The following is a 15163-nucleotide window of genomic DNA, read 5'->3' as shown; positions in this document are numbered from 1 at the left end:
GGCCTCCCCAGGGGTCACTGACCGCACATGACCCGACACTCGTCCATGTGATCGATCACACAGGAGCCGCCACCTTCACGCCTCTGACGTTCAGCCGACAGCGAACAAGCGCGTACCGGGTCACAAGGGAAGAGTGACACGCATCACGAGGCCACCGCCCTCGCGGGGGATCGCCTGGATCCGTCCGCCGTGTGCGCGGGCCACGGAGCGCGCGATCGACAGACCGAGCCCGACACCCTTGTCGCTGCCCGTACGCTCCGTACGCAGCCGCCTGAAGGGCTCGAAAAGGTTGTCCACCTCGTACGCGGGAACAACGGGACCCGTGTTCGATACCAGGAGGACCGCCTGGCCGTGCTGGGACTCGGTCGTGACCTCCACCCAGCCGCCCTCCGGGACGTTGTACCGGACGGCGTTCTGCACCAGGTTCAGGGCGATCCGCTCCAGCAGTACGCCGTTGCCCTGGACCACCGCCAGCGCGCGCTCGCCGCGGATCTCCACGCCCTTCGCCTCGGCCTCCCCGCGCGCCTGGTCCAGGGCGCGCGAGGCGACCTCCGCCAGGTCCACGGGCTTGCGCTCGACGATCTGGTTGTCGCTGCGGGCGAGCAGCAGCAGGCCCTCGACGAGCTGCTCGCTGCGCTCGTTGGTGGCGAGCAGGGTCTTGCCGAGCTGCTGGAGCTCCACCGGGGCCCCGGGGTCGGAGAGGTGCACCTCCAGCAGCGTGCGGTTGATCGCCAGGGGCGTGCGCAGCTCGTGCGAGGCGTTCGCGACGAACCTCTGCTGCGCCGTGAAGGCCCGCTCCAGCCGGTCGAGCATCTCGTCGAAGGTGTCGGCGAGCTCCTTGAGCTCGTCGTCCGGACCGTCGAGCTCGATGCGCCGGGTCAGGTCGGAGCCGACCACCCGGCGGGCGGTACGGGTGATCTTGCCCAGCGGCGAGAGCACCCGGCCGGCCATCGCGTAGCCGAAGGCGAAGGCGATGATGCTCAGGCCCAGCAGGGCCATCAGCGACCGGCTCAGCAGGTCGTCCAGCGCGTGCTTGCGCTGGTCGAGGATGCACTGCCCGATCGCGGCGTTGAACTGGTCGATGGACTGGTCGATGCCCACGCCCGAGCAGGTGGCGCTGGTGACCTCGACCTTCTGGCCGCCGACGATCTTGAACGGGAGCGCATTGCCCTCCCGCAGGGCCGTCGCCGCCAGCAGGTAGATGATCGACAGCAGCAGGATGCCCGCGATCAGGAACATCCCGCCGTACAGCAGCGTGAGCCGTATGCGGATGGTCGGCCGCAGCCAAGGGAAAGGACCCTCGGGCTGGCCGGGGTCCCAGGTCGGTTTCGGTGGCGCCGGTGGTGGCGCCGGGGTCGATGCCACCGCCGTCAGATCCGATACCCGGAGCCCGGCACCGTCACGATGACCGGCGGCTCGCCGAGCTTGCGGCGCAGGGTCATGACCGTCACGCGCACCACGTTGGTGAACGGGTCGGTGTTCTCGTCCCATGCCTTCTCCAGGAGCTGCTCGGCGGACACCACGGTCCCTTCGCTGCGCATGAGGACCTCCAGCACCGCGAACTCCTTCGGCGCCAGCTGCACCTCCTTGCCCTCGCGGAACACCTCGCGCCGGTTCGGGTCCAACTTGATCCCGGCGCGCTCCAGTACGGGCGGCAGGGCGACGGTGGTACGCCGGCCGAGCGCCCGCACGCGGGCGGTCAGCTCGGTGAAGGCGAAGGGCTTGGGGAGGTAGTCGTCCGCGCCCAGCTCCAGGCCCTCGACCCGGTCGCTCACGTCGCCCGAGGCGGTCAGCATCAGCACCCGGGTGGGCATGCCGAGCTCGACGATCTTCCGGCAGACGTCGTCACCGTGCACGAGCGGGAGGTCGCGGTCGAGCACGACCACGTCGTAGTCGTTCACCCCGACCCGCTCCAGCGCCGCGGCACCGTCGTACACGACGTCCACGGCCATGGCCTCCCGGCGCAGTCCGGTGGCCACCGCATCGGCGAGCAGCTGCTCGTCCTCGACGACGAGTACGCGCACGTCGTTTCCTTCCTTTGAGCCCTGGAGGGCACACGTGTATGGCGTCCTCCATCCTGCCCGTTTCAGCCGTAAACCGGCTGTAAGGCGCCCTGCGGCGGCCCCCGTGCGGGGCGGAAGTGAGGATTCCCTCGCCTTGCGAGGTTTCTGGGCCCAGGGTGCAGGGGAGGACGACTCCACACCCCAAACATCCCTGACGGCGGACTGCCACGTGCCGCCGCCGACCCACGAAGAGGGGGCGCACCCACCATGGACGCATTCACCGCGGGTCTCCTGCAGCGCATCAGGACCACGCAGTCGGACCTCAGGCAGGCCCGCGAGACGGGCGACGAATTCCTCGTGGACGTGGAACAGGCGGAACTGGAAGACCTCCAGCGCCTCGCCGCGGAACACGGCGTACCGGTATCCGTCTGCTGACGGCACCTCCCGAACCACGACCCCTCACCACCCCGAACCCCGGCCGCCCACCCTCGGCAGCCGGGGTTCCCCCATGCGCGGCGCCGGCCGGCCGCTCAGTCGTGCCAGGCCCCGGCCTCCTCCAGCAGCGGCTGGAGCGCGGCGAACACGGCGGGTCCGGCCGCCAGGGCCAGTTCCCCCGAGGCCGGCTCCCCGGCGCGCCCGCCGGTCAGGGCGCCGGCCTCGCGCGCGATCAGCTCGCCCGCGGCCAGGTCCCACGGGTTCAGCCCGCGCTCCCAGTAGCCGTCGAGGCGCCCGGCGGCGACGTCGCACAGGTCCAGCGCCGCCGACCCGCCGCGCCGGATATCGCGTACCAGCGGGATGATCCGCCGCGCGACCTCGGCCTGGTGGGCGCGCCGGGTCTGGACGTACGCGAAACCGGTGGCGATCAGCGCCTGGTCCAGCGGCGCGGCCGGCCGGCAGGCGAGCCGCGCGTCGCCCATCCAGGCCCCGCCGCCGAGCACCGCGTGGCAGGTCTCCCCGCGCATCGGCGCCGCAACGACGCCCACCACGGTCTCCCCGAGGTACTCGGCCGCGATGGACACGCCCCAGTTCGGCAGCCCGTAGAGGTAGTTCACGGTGCCGTCCAGCGGGTCGACGACCCAGCGCACCCCGCTCGTACCCGGGACGTCCGCGCCCTCCTCGCCCAGCAGCCCGTCCTCGGGCCGCCGTTCGGCGAGGATCCCGGTGATCAGCTTCTCCGCGGCGATGTCCATCTCGGTCACCACGTCGATCGGGCTCGACTTGGTCGCGGCGACCGCCAGATCGGCCGGGCGCCCGTCCCGCAGCAGCTCCCCGGCCCGCCGCGCGGCCTCCAGGCCCACGTCCAGCAGTTCGACCTTCAGCTCTTCGGAGATCACGGTCCCTCGTCCCTCTTCCCTACGCGTACGGACTGTCCACACCCGCGGCCGCCGGCCGGGGCCCCCGCGCCGGGCAGCAGCCCACGGCGCACAGATCATGACTCGCCCCGAGCAGTCCGAGGGCGCACCGCTCCACGCTCTCGCCGCGTTCGGCCGCGGCCCGCTCCAGCACGAGGTCCCGTACCGCGGCGGCGAACCGCGGGTCGGCCCCGACCGTCGCCGACCGGGCGATCGGCAGCCCCAGTTCGGCGGCCTTGGCCGTGGCCTCGGTGTCGAGGTCGTACAGGACCTCCATGTGGTCCGAGACGAAGCCGATCGGCACCATCACCACCGCCGGGGCGCCGGCTCCGTGCAGCGCCTCCAGGTGGTCGCAGATGTCCGGCTCCAGCCAGGGGATGTGCGGGGCGCCGCTGCGCGACTGGTAGACGAGCTCCCAGGGGCGTTCGGTGCCCGTCTCGGCCCGCACCGCGTCCGCGATCACCTTGGCGACGTCCAGGTGCTGCCTGACGTACGCCCCGCCCTCGCCGCCCTCGGTGTGGTCCTCGACCGGGCCGGAGGCGTCCGCCGCCGCGGTCGGGATCGAGTGCGTGGTGAAGACCAGCCGGGCCCCGTCGCGGACCTCCGCGGGCAGCGACTCCAGGGCGGCCAGCACCCCGTCGATCATGGGCTGCACGAAGCCGGGGTGGTTGAAGTAGTGCCGCAGCTTGTCCACCTTCGGCAGCTCGGCCACGCCCTCCTCGGCGAGCGCGGCCAGCGCGTCGGCGAGGTTCTCGCGGTACTGCCGGCAGCCCGAGTACGAGGCGTACGCGCTGGTCGCCAGGACCGCGATGCGGCGGCGGCCGTCGGCGGCCATCTCGCGCATCACGTCGGTCAGGTACGGGGCCCAGTTGCGGTTGCCCCAGTAGACGGGCAGGTCCAGCCCGTGCTCCGCGAAGTCCTTGCGCAGCGCGTCCAGCAGCTCCCGGTTCTGCCCGTTGATCGGGCTGACCCCGCCGAAGCCGAAGTAGTGCTGTCCGACCTCCTTGAGCCTCTCGCGCGGGATGCCGCGCCCGCGCGTGACGTTCTCCAGGAACGGCACGACGTCGTCGGGTCCCTCGGGGCCGCCGAAGGACAGCAGCAGGAGGGCGTCGTAGGGGGCCGCGAGGCCTTCGGCCACGGGCGCCTGGGGGGCACGGAGCTGGTCAGACATGTCTCGAATCCTGCCACCCGGCACCGGCTGCCGGGAACCGGCCTGGTCCCGACCCCGCACCGGATCGCAGGTAAGGTCACCCTTACTTCCTGTCGGCTTCTCGACGTCCTTCCACCATGCGGGTGCCTTGTCGGCAGTCGTAACCTGTATGGGCCAACGACGTCCCTTACGGAGGGCGCACCTTGCCCAGTCCCTACCGCGCGATCTTCGCCGCCCCCGGAAGCAAGGGGTTCAGCGCCGCCGGCCTGATCGGCCGCATGCCGCTGTCCATGGTCGGCATCGGCGTCCTCACCATGATCACCGAGCTCGGCGGGAGCTACGCCCTGGCGGGCGGGATCACCGCGACCATCGCGATCTCCGCGGCCGCCGTGGGCCCCCAGGTCTCGCGGCTGGTCGACCAGCACGGACAGCGGCGGGTGCTGCGACCGGCGACCCTGGTCGCCTCTGCGGCGATCACCGGCCTGCTGGTCGCCGCGGGCTACCACTGGCCCAGCTGGACCCTCTTCGTCTTCGCGGTCATAGCCGGCTGCGTGCCCAGCGTGGGCTCGATGGTCCGCGCGCGCTGGACGGCCCTGTTCCGCGACACCCCCCAGCTGCACACGGCCTACTCGTTCGAGTCCATAGTCGACGAGCTCTGCTTCATCGTCGGCCCGCCGCTCGCCGCGGCCCTGTCCGCCGGCTGGTTCCCCGAGGCCGGCCCCGTGGTCGCGCTCGTCTGCCTGCTGGCGGGCGTCTGGTGGCTGACGGCGCTGACCGGCACCGAGCCCAAGCCCCATCCCCGCCACGAGCACACGGACCACTCCTCGGCCATGAACTCCCCCGGCCTCCAGGTCCTGGTGGGGACCTTCGTGGCGACCGGAGCCATCTTCGGGTCCGTGGACGTCTCGACGCTGGCCTACGCCGCGGAGCACGGCAACAAGTCCCTCGGCGGCATATTCCTGGCGATCTGGGCCTTCGGTTCCTGCCTCGCCGGCATCGTCTTCGGCCTGCTGCACTTCAAGGGCAAGGCCGAACCCAGGTGGGTACTGGGCATCAGTGCGATGGCCGTGAGTATGATCCCCCTCCTACTGGCCGGGAACCTTCCGTTTCTGGCCGTGGCGCTCTTCGTCTCGGGCCTCGCCATCGCTCCCACGATGATCACCACGATGGCCCTGATCGAGGCGCACGTGCCACACGCGAAGCTGACCGAGGGCATGACCTGGATCAGCACCGGCCTCGCGGTCGGTATCGCGCTGGGGTCCTCCGTGACCGGCTGGGTCGTCGACTCCGCCGGCGCGCAGACCGGGTACGTCGTCTCCCTCTCGGCGGGAGCGGCCGCGGCGGCGGTTGCGTTCGCGGGTTACCGCCGGCTGACGAGGCCGGCGCAAGGGGAGGAGCCAGCTACTGATGGGGACGGCGACAGCAGGCAAGAGCGGCGCGGCACCGACCGCGTGGCGTAACTGGGCGGGGAACGTCACCGCCGCGCCCGCACGCGTGGTCACCCCGGCCTCGGTCGGGGAGCTTCAGGAAGCGGTCCGCCGGGCCGCCGAGGACGGGCTGCGGGTGAAGGCGGTCGGCACCGGCCACTCCTTCACCGCGGCCGCCGCGACCGACGGCGTGCTGCTGCGCCCGCAGGCGCTGGCGGGCATACGGTCCGTCGACCGGGACGCGGGCACCGTCACGGTGGCCGCGGGCACCGTCCTCAAGGACCTCAACCAGGCCCTGGCCCGGCAGGGCCTGTCGCTCACGAACATGGGCGACATCATGGAGCAGACGGTCTCCGGCGCCACGAGCACCGGCACCCACGGCACCGGCCGCGACTCGGCCTCCATCGCCGCCCAGATCCGCGGCCTGGAGCTGGTCACGGCGGACGGCAGGCTGCTGACGTGCTCCGAGAAGGAGAACCCCGAGGTCTTCGCGGCGGCCCGGCTGGGCATCGGGGCGCTCGGCATCGTCACCTCGATCACCTTCGCGGTGGAGCCGATCTTCTTCCTGACGGCCCGTGAGGAGCCCATGGGCTTCGACCGGGTGATGGCCGAGTTCGACCAGCACCACGCGGAGAACGAGCACTTCGAGTTCTACTGGTTCCCGCACACCGGCAACTGCAACACCAAGCGCAACAACCGCAGCCAGGGCCCGGCCGCCCCGCCCGGAGCGGTCAGCGCCTGGGTCGAGGACGAACTGCTGTCCAACGGCGTCTTCCAGGCCGCCAACTCCCTGGGCCGCGCGGTCCCGGCGGCCATACCCGCCATCGCCCGGATCGCCAGCCGCGCACTGTCGGCGCGGACGTACACGGACATCCCGTACAAGGTGTTCACCAGTCCGCGGCGGGTGCGGTTCGTGGAGATGGAGTACGCCCTTCCGCGCGAGCGCGTGGTCGGGGCGCTGCGGGAGCTCAAGGCCATGGTGGACCGCTCCGGCCTGCGGATCAGCTTCCCGGTGGAGGTGCGGACGGCTCCGGCGGACGACATCACCCTGTCGACGGCCTCGGGGCGCGAGACCGCGTACATCGCGGTGCACATGTACAAGGGCACTCCGTACCAGGCCTACTTCACGGCCGCGGAGCGGATCTTCACCGAGCACGGCGGGCGGCCGCACTGGGGGAAGGTGCACACGCGGGACGCGGAGTACTTCGCCGAGGTCTACCCGCGCTTCGGGGAGTTCACCGCGCTGCGCGACCGGCTCGACCCGGAGCGGGTGTTCGGCAACGACTACCTGCGCAGGGTCCTGGGCGAGTGAGCCCGGGCGCCCTCCCGAGCCCGGCTCAGGAGGGCGTCCGCTGCGTCTGGGGGCTGCTCCCGGGGGCCGTGTCCGGCGCCGGGGTCGTGTCCGGGCTCGGGGTCGGGGTGGGCTTCGGCGGGGTCGGGTTCGGCGTCGGACCGCCGGAGCGGGAGGGGCTCGGGTCGGGGCTCGGGCTCCGGCCGCCGTGCGAGTGCGAAGGGCTCGGGGAGGTCCCGGACTCCGGGGTCTTCCCGTCCTTGCCGTCCTTCGCGTCCTTTCCGTCCCTTCCGCCGGTGCCGGTCTCCTTCTCGGGGGACGCGGGCTTGTCGTTGCCCGCCTTGCGCGTGCCGCCGGACAGGATGGTTCCGCCGCCGGAGCTGATGGAGGTCCCCGCCACCGCCTCGTAGGTCCCGAGGCCGCCGAGCGCGATGGCGAAGGCCGCGCCGGAGGCGACCGCCGTGCGCTTCCAGCCCCGCACGCGGGTGCCGTGCACGGTGGCCTCGCCGAACTCCTCCGAGGGCAGGGCGGCGCTTTCCCCTTCCCCTCCCCCTTCCCCGCCCGGCGCTTCGGCGTGCACCGGCACCTGACGGGCCCTGGGACGGGCGGTCTCGCGCAACTGGTCGCCGGTGCGCTTGAAGAAGTGCTGGATGACCGGCCCGCCCGCGGTGGCGACCACGCTCACCACACCGGCGCCGAGGATGGTCCCGTAGACGCCCATCTGCGAGGCGAGCAGGGCCGCCGCGACGGTGGCCAGGGAGGAGCCGGCGATCTGGGCGACGCTCAGATCCAGCTTCTTCTTCCCCTCCGCCCCCTCGGCGCCCTCGGTCCGTTCGGTGCCCTGCGTCGTCTTGTGACCCATCCCCAACCTCTGTGCGCCCTGCCTCGTCCATGTCACCGCTTCTCAGCAATGACTGACGAACCAACCGAAGCACACAGTTCCATTTCTGGTGATTCTGTGAAGCAAGACACCCGAAAACGGGCGCGCTTCCAGGTCCGGCCGGACACCGGCCGGACGGAGGGCAGCCCAACTCCCGCCGTCCGGGACAAGTTCGGCGGCGCGGCGGTCCACCCAGGTGGCCCGAATGGAGTACTGTGGCGAGCCCTGGGGCCGTCCTTCCTTACGGATGTCCGGACTCGGGAGAGGGGGCCGGCTGATGGAGAACGGCACTCAAAGACCGGTGTTGCCGCGGTATTGCACGGGTTCCTGCTGCGCACAGTAATCGTTCGGTCACTGTGCGTGCCCAACAGGTAACCGTGCCATAACGGCGATCAAGGGCGCATGCCCGACACGCCGGTTTAACTCGGCAAGGTTGTGGCAGGCTGCACCCGGGCAGGCCACACTCGACTAGCGGAAGCAGCGACGCACGTGACGTCGGCAGGCACCACCCGGGAGGTCCCCATGCCCGAACTGCGTGTCGTGGCCGTCTCAAATGACGGCACACGACTGGTGCTCAAGGCTGCGGACAGCACGGAGTACACGCTTCCGATCGACGAGCGTCTACGGGCTGCCGTACGCAACGACCGTGCGCGCCTGAACCAGATCGAGATCGAGGTGGAGAGCCACCTCCGCCCCCGCGACATCCAGGCCCGCATACGGGCCGGTGCCTCCGCGGAGGAGGTCGCCCAGCTCGCCGGCATCCCCGTCGACCGCGTACGCCGCTTCGAGGGCCCCGTGCTCGCCGAGCGCGCGTTCATGGCGGAGCGGGCTCGGAAGACCCCCGTGCGCCGCCCCGGCGAGAACACCGGACCCCAGCTCGGCGAGGCCGTGCAGGAGCGCCTGACGCTGCGCGGCGCCGAGAAGGAATCCGTGCAGTGGGACTCCTGGCGCCGCGACGACGGCACCTGGGAGGTCCTGCTGGTCTACCGCGTGGCGGGCGAGCCGCACTCGGCGAGCTGGACCTACGACCCGCCGCGCCGGCTGGTCGTGGCCGTGGACGACGAGGCCCGCTCCCTGATCGGCGAGTCCGACGACCTGCCGGCGACGCCGGAGCCGAGCTTCCCGTTCGTGCCGAGGATCGCCAGGCTGCCGCGGGACCGGCCGCTGGACCGCGCGCTCGACCGGCAGTTGGAGCGCCCCGCCCCGCCTCCTCCCCCGGACCCGGAGGAGGAGCGGGACACCCTGACGAGCCTGCTGGAGGCGGTACCCAGCTTCCGCGGCGACATGGTGGTCCCGGAGCGTCCCGAGCCGCAGGCGGAGGAGCCCGAGGCGGAGGAACCCCCGGCGGCCTCGGCCGGCGCCGGCGCAGCGTACGCGGACGTCCTGATGCCCCGCACGGTCGCCGGGCACCGCGACCGCCTGACCGGTACCACGGACCGCCAGGCGGAGGCCGACGGAGTCCGGCCGGGCCGCCGTGCGGCGGTACCGAGCTGGGACGAGATCGTCTTCGGTACCCGGCGCAAGAAGCAGGAGTAGCGGGAGCAGCAGGAGCAGCGCGAGCGGCGGTGACCGCGGCAGGGCCCCCGAGCCGGGGCGGTGCCGCGGTGCGCCGCCCCGGCGCCGGGTGCCCCCGCTACTGGGGCAGCGGGCCCGTGGCCACCGGGCGCTCCGGGTCCGAGGACCACTCCGACCAGCTGCCCGCGTACAGGGCCGCCGGAACGCCCGCCACCGTCAGGGCCAGCACCTCGTGCGCTCCGGAGACGCCTGAGCCGCAGTACACCCCCACCGGAGTCCCGGCCGAGGCGCCCAGTTCCGCGAAGCGGGCCCGTAGCGCCGGTGCCGGGAGGAAGAGGCCGTCCGGGCCGACGTTCTCCACCGTCGGCGCCGACACCGCGCCGGGGATGTGCCCGCCGACCCGGTCGATCGGCTCGACGTCCCCGCGGTACCGCTCCCCCGCCCGCGCGTCCAGCAGGGTGCCCGTACGCGCCAGAGCCGCGGCGGAGTCCGCGTCCAGCAGCCCCAGAGCTCCCGGACTTGGCTTGAAATCGCCCTCCGCCGGAGACACCGGGTCGGCCGTCACCGCACCCCCCGCCGCCTTCCATGCGGCCAGGCCCCCGTCCAGTACCCGTACGTCCCCGTGACCCGTCCAGCGCAACAGCCACCAGGCCCTGGCGGCCGCCCAGCCCTGGCCGCCGTCGTACACGACCACCGGTGCCCCCGAGAGGACCCCGGCCCTGCGCATGACCGCGCCGAAGGCCTCCGGGTCCGGCAGCGGGTGCCGGCCGCCGGACCCCGCCGGACCTGCCAGTTCGCGGTCGAGGTCGACGTACACGGCGCCCGGCAGGTGCCCGGCCTCGTACTCGGCCCGCAGATCGGGGCCGCCGAGCTGCCAGCGGACGTCGAGGAGTACCGGCGGCCGGGCGTCGGCCAGCGCGCCCATCAGTTCGGACGCCGAGAGGATCGCGGGGTCCGCGGGCGTCTGCGGGGTCACGGGAGTAGCTGTCATGCGGCCCATCTTCCTCCCCGCCAAACGCCCCGTGTAACAAGACGGACATCGACGGGCCGCACTGATTCGGTCATCTCTGCCCGGCTCAAGTGAAACGCGGCCGGGTCGGGGCGCGCCCGGCGCCCGGGAGTGGAAGCATCACCCCGGGACGCGACTCGACGGAGGAGACGGCTGACATGACCGAGGCAGTGGAAGCAACGCGGCGCACGCCCGGCACGCCGTGCTGGGCGAGCCTGATGGTGCACAGCCTCGGAAACACCGAGGAGTTCTACACCGACCTGTTCGGGTGGGAGTACGAGCCGGGCCCCGAGCAACTGGGCAAGTACGTACGGGCCATGCTCGACGGGCAGGAGGTCGCCGGCATCGGCGAGATGCCGCCGGACCGGCACCTCCCGGTGGCCTGGACGACGTACATCGCCACGGACGACGCCGACGCGACGGCCGAATCGATCCGCTCCTGCGGCGGCACCGTGGCGGTGGGCCCGCTGGACGCCGGCATCGCGGGGCGGGTGGCGATCTGCTCCGATCCGCTGGGCGCGGTCTTCGGGCTCTGGCAGGCGGACACCCACCTGGGCAGCGGGATGCAGGGCGCCCCGGGCACGCCGGTCTGGCACGAGCTGGTCACCCAGGACACCTCGACGGTCGGCAAGTTCTACGAGCACGTCTTCGGCCACGAGGCCCTGGCGCACGCCACCGCCTCCGCCGACTTCGACTATCTGACGCTGCTCCTGCAGGGCCGGCCGGTCGCCGCCGTGCACGGCGTCGGGCGGTCGCTGCCGCACGACCGGGGCCCGCACTGGATGACGTACTTCGAGGTCGAGGACACCGACGCGGCCGCCGCCAAGGTCGTCCGGCTCGGCGGACGCGTCGTCCAGCCGCCGCGCGAGGGGCTCAGCGGACGACTGGCCACGGTCGCGGACCCCGAGGGCGCGGTCTTCACTCTGGTCCGCAGTCGGCGCTGACGCGCCGACGTACGACCGAGAGACTGAACCTGGTCACCCATTAGTCAGAAGTGATCAATCAGGTCGCCCCCCTGTGCCCATTTGTGTGAATAGCTGACCGCACTGTTCTTCCGTGACGGGTCAGCTTCTCCGAAGGGCGATCGATGCGACGTGCCTTGACCGCGTTCAGCGCGGTGGCGGCCTGCTGGTGCCTGCCCCTGGCTCCCGCGTGGGCGTCGGTGTCGTCGTCGGGGGGCTCCGGTGCGACCCCGTCGCCGTCCGCGTCGGCGTCCGTGGCCGCAGCACCGGAGCCGGAGAGCGAGCCGGAGAGCGCGGATCTGGCGGTGTCGGGGGTGCTCGCCCGGGAGGTCCGGGAGGCCCGGGAGAACACGGCCGCGGCGGCGCGGGAGACCTTCGACTACGTCGTGACGGTGACCAACCGCGGGCCTTCCACCGCCCGGCAGGTCCGCGTGACCGACCGGCTGCCGGCCTCCCTGGAGTTCGTCGCCTCCCCCGACGGCTGCACCGCCGGCGGCCGGACGGCGGTGTGCGGGCCGCTGGACACGCTGGCGGCGGGCGCGTCCCACGCGTGGGTGATCACGGTGCGGCTCGCGGCCGACTACCGCGGGGACGGCGCGGACATCGTCAACGAGGCGGTCGTCGACGCGGCGACGAAGGACCCGGATTCCCGGAACAACACGGCATCGACGACGGGCCTGAAGATTCCGCCCAGCGCGCGGACGGCCGACCTGTCGCTCCACAAGAAGGCGCTGCTCGCGAGGGGCCGCGAGCACGTCTGGCTGGGCGAGAAGTTCACGTACCTGATCACGGTGCGCAATCAGGGCCCGGCGACGGCGCGGCAGGTCCAGGTCACCGACCGGCTGCCGGCCTCGCTGACCCTGCTCTCCTCGCCCGACGACTGCGAGGTCCCCGCGGGCGGGGGCCGGCTGGTGGTGTGTCCGCCCCTGGAGCGCCTGGCGGCCGGTGGGACGGCTCAGTTCCGGATCACGGTACGCGTCGTCGCGGGCGACCGGGCCCAGCCCCCGGCGGAGCCGTGCACGCCCATCGAGAACGTCGCCCGCGTCACCTCCTCCAGTTTCGATCCGGACCTCTCGGACAACGCCAACGCACCGGACACCACGGGGCCGGACGGCGGCCGGCTGTGTCTGGCGTCCGACGGGGGCGAGGACCACCACGGCGGACCGGAAGACCACGGCCGTGAGGACCACCACGGCAAGGACGAGCACGGCGGTCGCGAGGACCACCACGGCGACCCGCAGCAGCACGGCGGCCAGCACCACGACGGCCAGGACCACGGCGGCCAGCACCACGCAGGCCAGGGCGACCTGGCTGATTCCGGCACCGCGGTGCCGGGGTGGCTGGTGTGGGCCTCGGCCGCGCTGGTGGCCGGCGGGGCGCTGCTGCGGAGGGTCTTCCGCGCCCGGGCGTGACCGGCAGGTGCAACCGCAGAGCGAGCAGACGAGGAACGTTCCCGTATGACCATGCCCTGGAGTGCCCGGTGGCGCAGGGCCGCCGCCCCCTTGTTGTGCGCAGCTGCGCTGGCACTGCCGTCGCCGCCCCCGGCGACGGCAACCGAGGGACCCGGGCCGCGCGCACTGGCCTTCCCCGTCGACGAGCCGTTCGACAGCTCCACCAACCTGGGCACCGCCAGCGGCAGCGCGAGCTACCCGGCCGGATCCGGCTGGCTGCGGCTGACATCGGCGAGCACCAATCAGGCCGGCACCTGGAAGATGAAGGACTCCTTCCCCTCCAGCCTCGGCATCGCCGCCGAATTCAGCTACGCCACCTACGGGGGAACCGCCTACGACGGCAAGAGGGGTGACGGGCTGTCGTTCTACCTGACCGACGGCGCAGCGGCCGACGGGGTCGGCCCGTCCGGAGGCAGCCTCGGCTACACCTGCTCGGGCCCGATTGCGTCCCGGTGCACGAGCTCGGGCGTACCGGGGGCCTACCTCGGCATCGGGTTGGACGAGTTCGGGAACTTCTCCTCGGCCTCGGTCGGCAACGGCGGGCCGGGCGTCCAGCCCAACAAGATCGTGGTGCGCGGCGGCGGCAACGGCTCGACGGGGTACCGCTACGCCACGTCCGCGGACGGCCCGGGCGGGACCGTGGAGACCGGCAGCCGCGCGAAGCTGCGTACGGTGCGCGTCTCGCTCCTGCCCAGCGGCTCGAAGATGCTGCTGTCGGTGTGGTCCGACAGCGGCCCCGACACCGCCATGACCCGGCTCGTCACCGACTACGACGTCACGGCCATCACCAGCCAGCCGACGCTGCCCGCCAGCCTCAAGGTGGGCTTCTCCGCGAGCACCGGCGCCGCGACGAACATGCACGAGATCGACGACCTCCAGATCAACGTGCCGGCCGACCTGACCATCGCGAAGACCGGATCCCCCGCGAGCGTGCCCGCCGGCGGCGGGCCGGTGACCTACACCGTCACCGTCTCCAACAGCCAGGCCAACGAGGTCACCGGCGCTGCGGTACGGGACACCGTGCCCGGCCTGACCGGCGTGACCTGGACCTGCCGGGCCGGCACCGGCGGCACCTGCGGCCGGGCCTCCGGCAGCGGGAACGTCCTGGACACCACGGCCGACTTCAAGCGGGGCGGCTCCGTCACCTACACGATCACCGGTACGGCGCCGGCCCAGCCCACCACCCTGGCCAACACGGCCACCGTGACCGCGCCCGCGGACCGCAAGGACACCAATCCGGCCGACAACAGCGCCACGGCCTCCGACACCGTGGTGACGGCCCACGCCGATGTGGCCGCGGAGAAGGAGGGACTCGGGTCCGGGCCGGTGGCCCCGGGCCAGGAGTTCGACTACCGGATCACGGCCCGCAATCTGGGGCCTTCCCACACGGCCTCGGTCCGGCTCTCCGACACCCTGCCCGGGCCGCTGCGGTTCGTCTCCTCCCCCGACGGGTGCACCGCCTCGGGACAGCGGCTGTCGTGCCCGGTCCGCGACTCGCTGAACGCCGGGACGAGCACCTCCTGGACGGTGCGCGTGCGGCTGGACGCCGCCTACGAGGGTGACGGGTCCGATCTCGGGAACGTCGCCTCGGTCCGGCACTCCGTCACCGACCCGCAGACCGCGAACGACACCAGCGCGGCGGCCGGGCCACCCGGTGGCGTGGCCGCCGCGCGGGCCGACCTCTCGCTGACCAAGGCGGCCGAGAGCCGGTCCGCCGTCGCGCCCGGGGAGGCCTTCACGTACACGGTGACCGTACGCAACGGCGGCCCGTCCGTGGCCCGGCAGGTCACGGTCACCGACCCGCTGCCCACGGCGCTCGCCTTCGTCTCCTCGGCCGACGGCTGCTCCGCCGTCGGCCGGGACGTCACCTGCGGCCCGGCGGCGGTGCTCTCACCGGGCGGGGTCCGTTCGTGGACCTTCACCGTCCGACTCGATGCGGCGTACACCGGCGACGGTACGGGCCTGCGGAACACCGCGACCGCCCGGGCGGACACCGCCGATCCGAACCCGCTCGACAACAGCGGCTCGGCGGGCACTCCCGGGGGACGCGTCAGTCCGCCGAGTGCCGACATCGAACTGGCCAAACGCGCCACCGCCGGCTGACGCCGTCCCCCCTCCCGATC

At 72.7% G+C, this 15163-nt stretch carries 13 protein-coding genes; 7 read left to right on the top strand and 6 right to left on the bottom strand.

The window, feature by feature from the left end; genetic code table 11:
* Positions 1-120: 120 nt before the first annotated feature.
* Positions 121-1365 (bottom strand): sensor histidine kinase, encoded by a 1245-nt coding sequence (locus ACZ7GJ_RS24365; RefSeq protein WP_470754644.1) that lies wholly within the window; start codon positions 1363-1365, stop codon positions 121-123.
* 5 nt (positions 1366-1370) lie between these two features.
* Positions 1371-2024 carry a response regulator transcription factor gene (locus ACZ7GJ_RS24360; RefSeq protein WP_030008767.1) on the bottom strand — a complete coding sequence of 218 codons (654 nt, stop codon included), beginning with the start codon at positions 2022-2024 and terminating at the stop codon, positions 1371-1373.
* A 246-nt stretch (positions 2025-2270) separates the two neighbouring features.
* Between ACZ7GJ_RS24360 and ACZ7GJ_RS24355 the strand changes: the two genes are divergently transcribed.
* On the top strand, positions 2271-2438 hold the full coding sequence (locus ACZ7GJ_RS24355; protein ID WP_365919594.1) for a hypothetical protein: 168 nt from the start codon (positions 2271-2273) through the stop codon (positions 2436-2438).
* A 95-nt stretch (positions 2439-2533) separates the two neighbouring features.
* Here the strand turns inward: ACZ7GJ_RS24355 and ACZ7GJ_RS24350 are convergent, their stop codons facing one another.
* Both ACZ7GJ_RS24350 and ACZ7GJ_RS24345 read right to left on the bottom strand, forming a co-directional pair.
* The gene (locus tag ACZ7GJ_RS24350; protein ID WP_470754642.1) at positions 2534-3337 is read right to left on the bottom strand and encodes an inositol monophosphatase family protein; all 804 of its coding nucleotides are present in this window, start codon (positions 3335-3337) and stop codon (positions 2534-2536) included.
* Between the two features lie 19 nt (positions 3338-3356).
* A complete protein-coding gene (locus ACZ7GJ_RS24345; RefSeq protein ID WP_470754641.1) occupies positions 3357-4526 on the bottom strand; it encodes a ferrochelatase in 1170 nt (389 codons plus the stop codon).
* A gap of 182 nt (positions 4527-4708) precedes the next feature.
* On the opposite strand from ACZ7GJ_RS24345, the gene ACZ7GJ_RS24340 reads away from it, so the two are divergent.
* Entirely contained in the window at positions 4709-5965 is a 1257-nt protein-coding gene (locus tag ACZ7GJ_RS24340) for an MFS transporter (protein WP_470754638.1), read from the top strand.
* Entirely contained in the window at positions 5913-7244 is a 1332-nt protein-coding gene (locus tag ACZ7GJ_RS24335; protein WP_470754636.1) for a D-arabinono-1,4-lactone oxidase, read from the top strand. Before ACZ7GJ_RS24340 ends, ACZ7GJ_RS24335 begins: the two co-directional genes overlap by 53 nt.
* 25 nt (positions 7245-7269) lie before the next feature.
* Here ACZ7GJ_RS24335 and ACZ7GJ_RS24330 read toward each other — a convergent pair whose 3' ends face one another.
* Positions 7270-8085 carry a hypothetical protein gene (locus ACZ7GJ_RS24330; protein ID WP_470754634.1) on the bottom strand — a complete coding sequence of 272 codons (816 nt, stop codon included), beginning with the start codon at positions 8083-8085 and terminating at the stop codon, positions 7270-7272.
* Positions 8086-8625: 540 nt separating this feature from the next.
* Here ACZ7GJ_RS24330 and sepH point away from each other — a divergent pair.
* The gene (sepH, locus tag ACZ7GJ_RS24325; protein ID WP_365919603.1) at positions 8626-9639 is read left to right on the top strand and encodes a septation protein SepH; all 1014 of its coding nucleotides are present in this window, start codon (positions 8626-8628) and stop codon (positions 9637-9639) included.
* Positions 9640-9736: 97 nt separating this feature from the next.
* Here sepH and ACZ7GJ_RS24320 read toward each other — a convergent pair whose 3' ends face one another.
* Positions 9737-10543, bottom strand: a complete 807-nt coding sequence (locus tag ACZ7GJ_RS24320) for a sulfurtransferase (RefSeq protein WP_470754683.1) — start codon at positions 10541-10543, stop codon at positions 9737-9739.
* A gap of 242 nt (positions 10544-10785) precedes the next feature.
* On the opposite strand from ACZ7GJ_RS24320, the gene ACZ7GJ_RS24315 reads away from it, so the two are divergent.
* The 3 genes from ACZ7GJ_RS24315 to ACZ7GJ_RS24305 all read left to right on the top strand — a co-directional run bounded on the left by ACZ7GJ_RS24315 (position 10786) and on the right by ACZ7GJ_RS24305 (position 15143).
* Entirely contained in the window at positions 10786-11571 is a 786-nt protein-coding gene (locus tag ACZ7GJ_RS24315) for a VOC family protein (protein WP_470754633.1), read from the top strand.
* Between the two features lie 143 nt (positions 11572-11714).
* The gene (locus ACZ7GJ_RS24310) at positions 11715-13001 is read left to right on the top strand and encodes a DUF11 domain-containing protein (RefSeq protein ID WP_470754629.1); all 1287 of its coding nucleotides are present in this window, start codon (positions 11715-11717) and stop codon (positions 12999-13001) included.
* 45 nt (positions 13002-13046) lie between these two features.
* Positions 13047-15143, top strand: a complete 2097-nt coding sequence (locus tag ACZ7GJ_RS24305) for a hypothetical protein (RefSeq protein ID WP_470754627.1) — start codon at positions 13047-13049, stop codon at positions 15141-15143.
* The last annotated feature ends 20 nt before the right edge of the window (positions 15144-15163 follow it).

This window comes from Streptomyces sp. NPDC037242, from assembly GCF_055604165.1.
The sequence above is the reverse complement of the archived record's forward strand: the minus strand, read 5'-3'. Positions and strand labels throughout refer to the sequence as shown.

Excerpts from the sequence above, each read along its gene's own strand:
- sepH (WP_365919603.1), top strand. The coding sequence starts at position 8,626 with ATGCCCGAACTGCGTGTCGTGGCCGTCTCAAATGACGGCACACGACTG.
- ACZ7GJ_RS24315 (WP_470754633.1), top strand. The coding sequence starts at position 10,786 with ATGACCGAGGCAGTGGAAGCAACGCGGCGCACGCCCGGCACGCCGTGC.
- ACZ7GJ_RS24355 (WP_365919594.1), top strand. The coding sequence starts at position 2,271 with ATGGACGCATTCACCGCGGGTCTCCTGCAGCGCATCAGGACCACGCAG.
- ACZ7GJ_RS24345 (WP_470754641.1), bottom strand. The coding sequence starts at position 4,526 with ATGTCTGACCAGCTCCGTGCCCCCCAGGCGCCCGTGGCCGAAGGCCTC.
- ACZ7GJ_RS24335 (WP_470754636.1), top strand. The coding sequence starts at position 5,913 with ATGGGGACGGCGACAGCAGGCAAGAGCGGCGCGGCACCGACCGCGTGG.
- ACZ7GJ_RS24305 (WP_470754627.1), top strand. The coding sequence starts at position 13,047 with ATGACCATGCCCTGGAGTGCCCGGTGGCGCAGGGCCGCCGCCCCCTTG.
- ACZ7GJ_RS24310 (WP_470754629.1), top strand. The coding sequence starts at position 11,715 with ATGCGACGTGCCTTGACCGCGTTCAGCGCGGTGGCGGCCTGCTGGTGC.
- ACZ7GJ_RS24330 (WP_470754634.1), bottom strand. The coding sequence starts at position 8,085 with ATGGGTCACAAGACGACGCAGGGCACCGAACGGACCGAGGGCGCCGAG.
- ACZ7GJ_RS24320 (WP_470754683.1), bottom strand. The coding sequence starts at position 10,543 with ATGGGCGCGCTGGCCGACGCCCGGCCGCCGGTACTCCTCGACGTCCGC.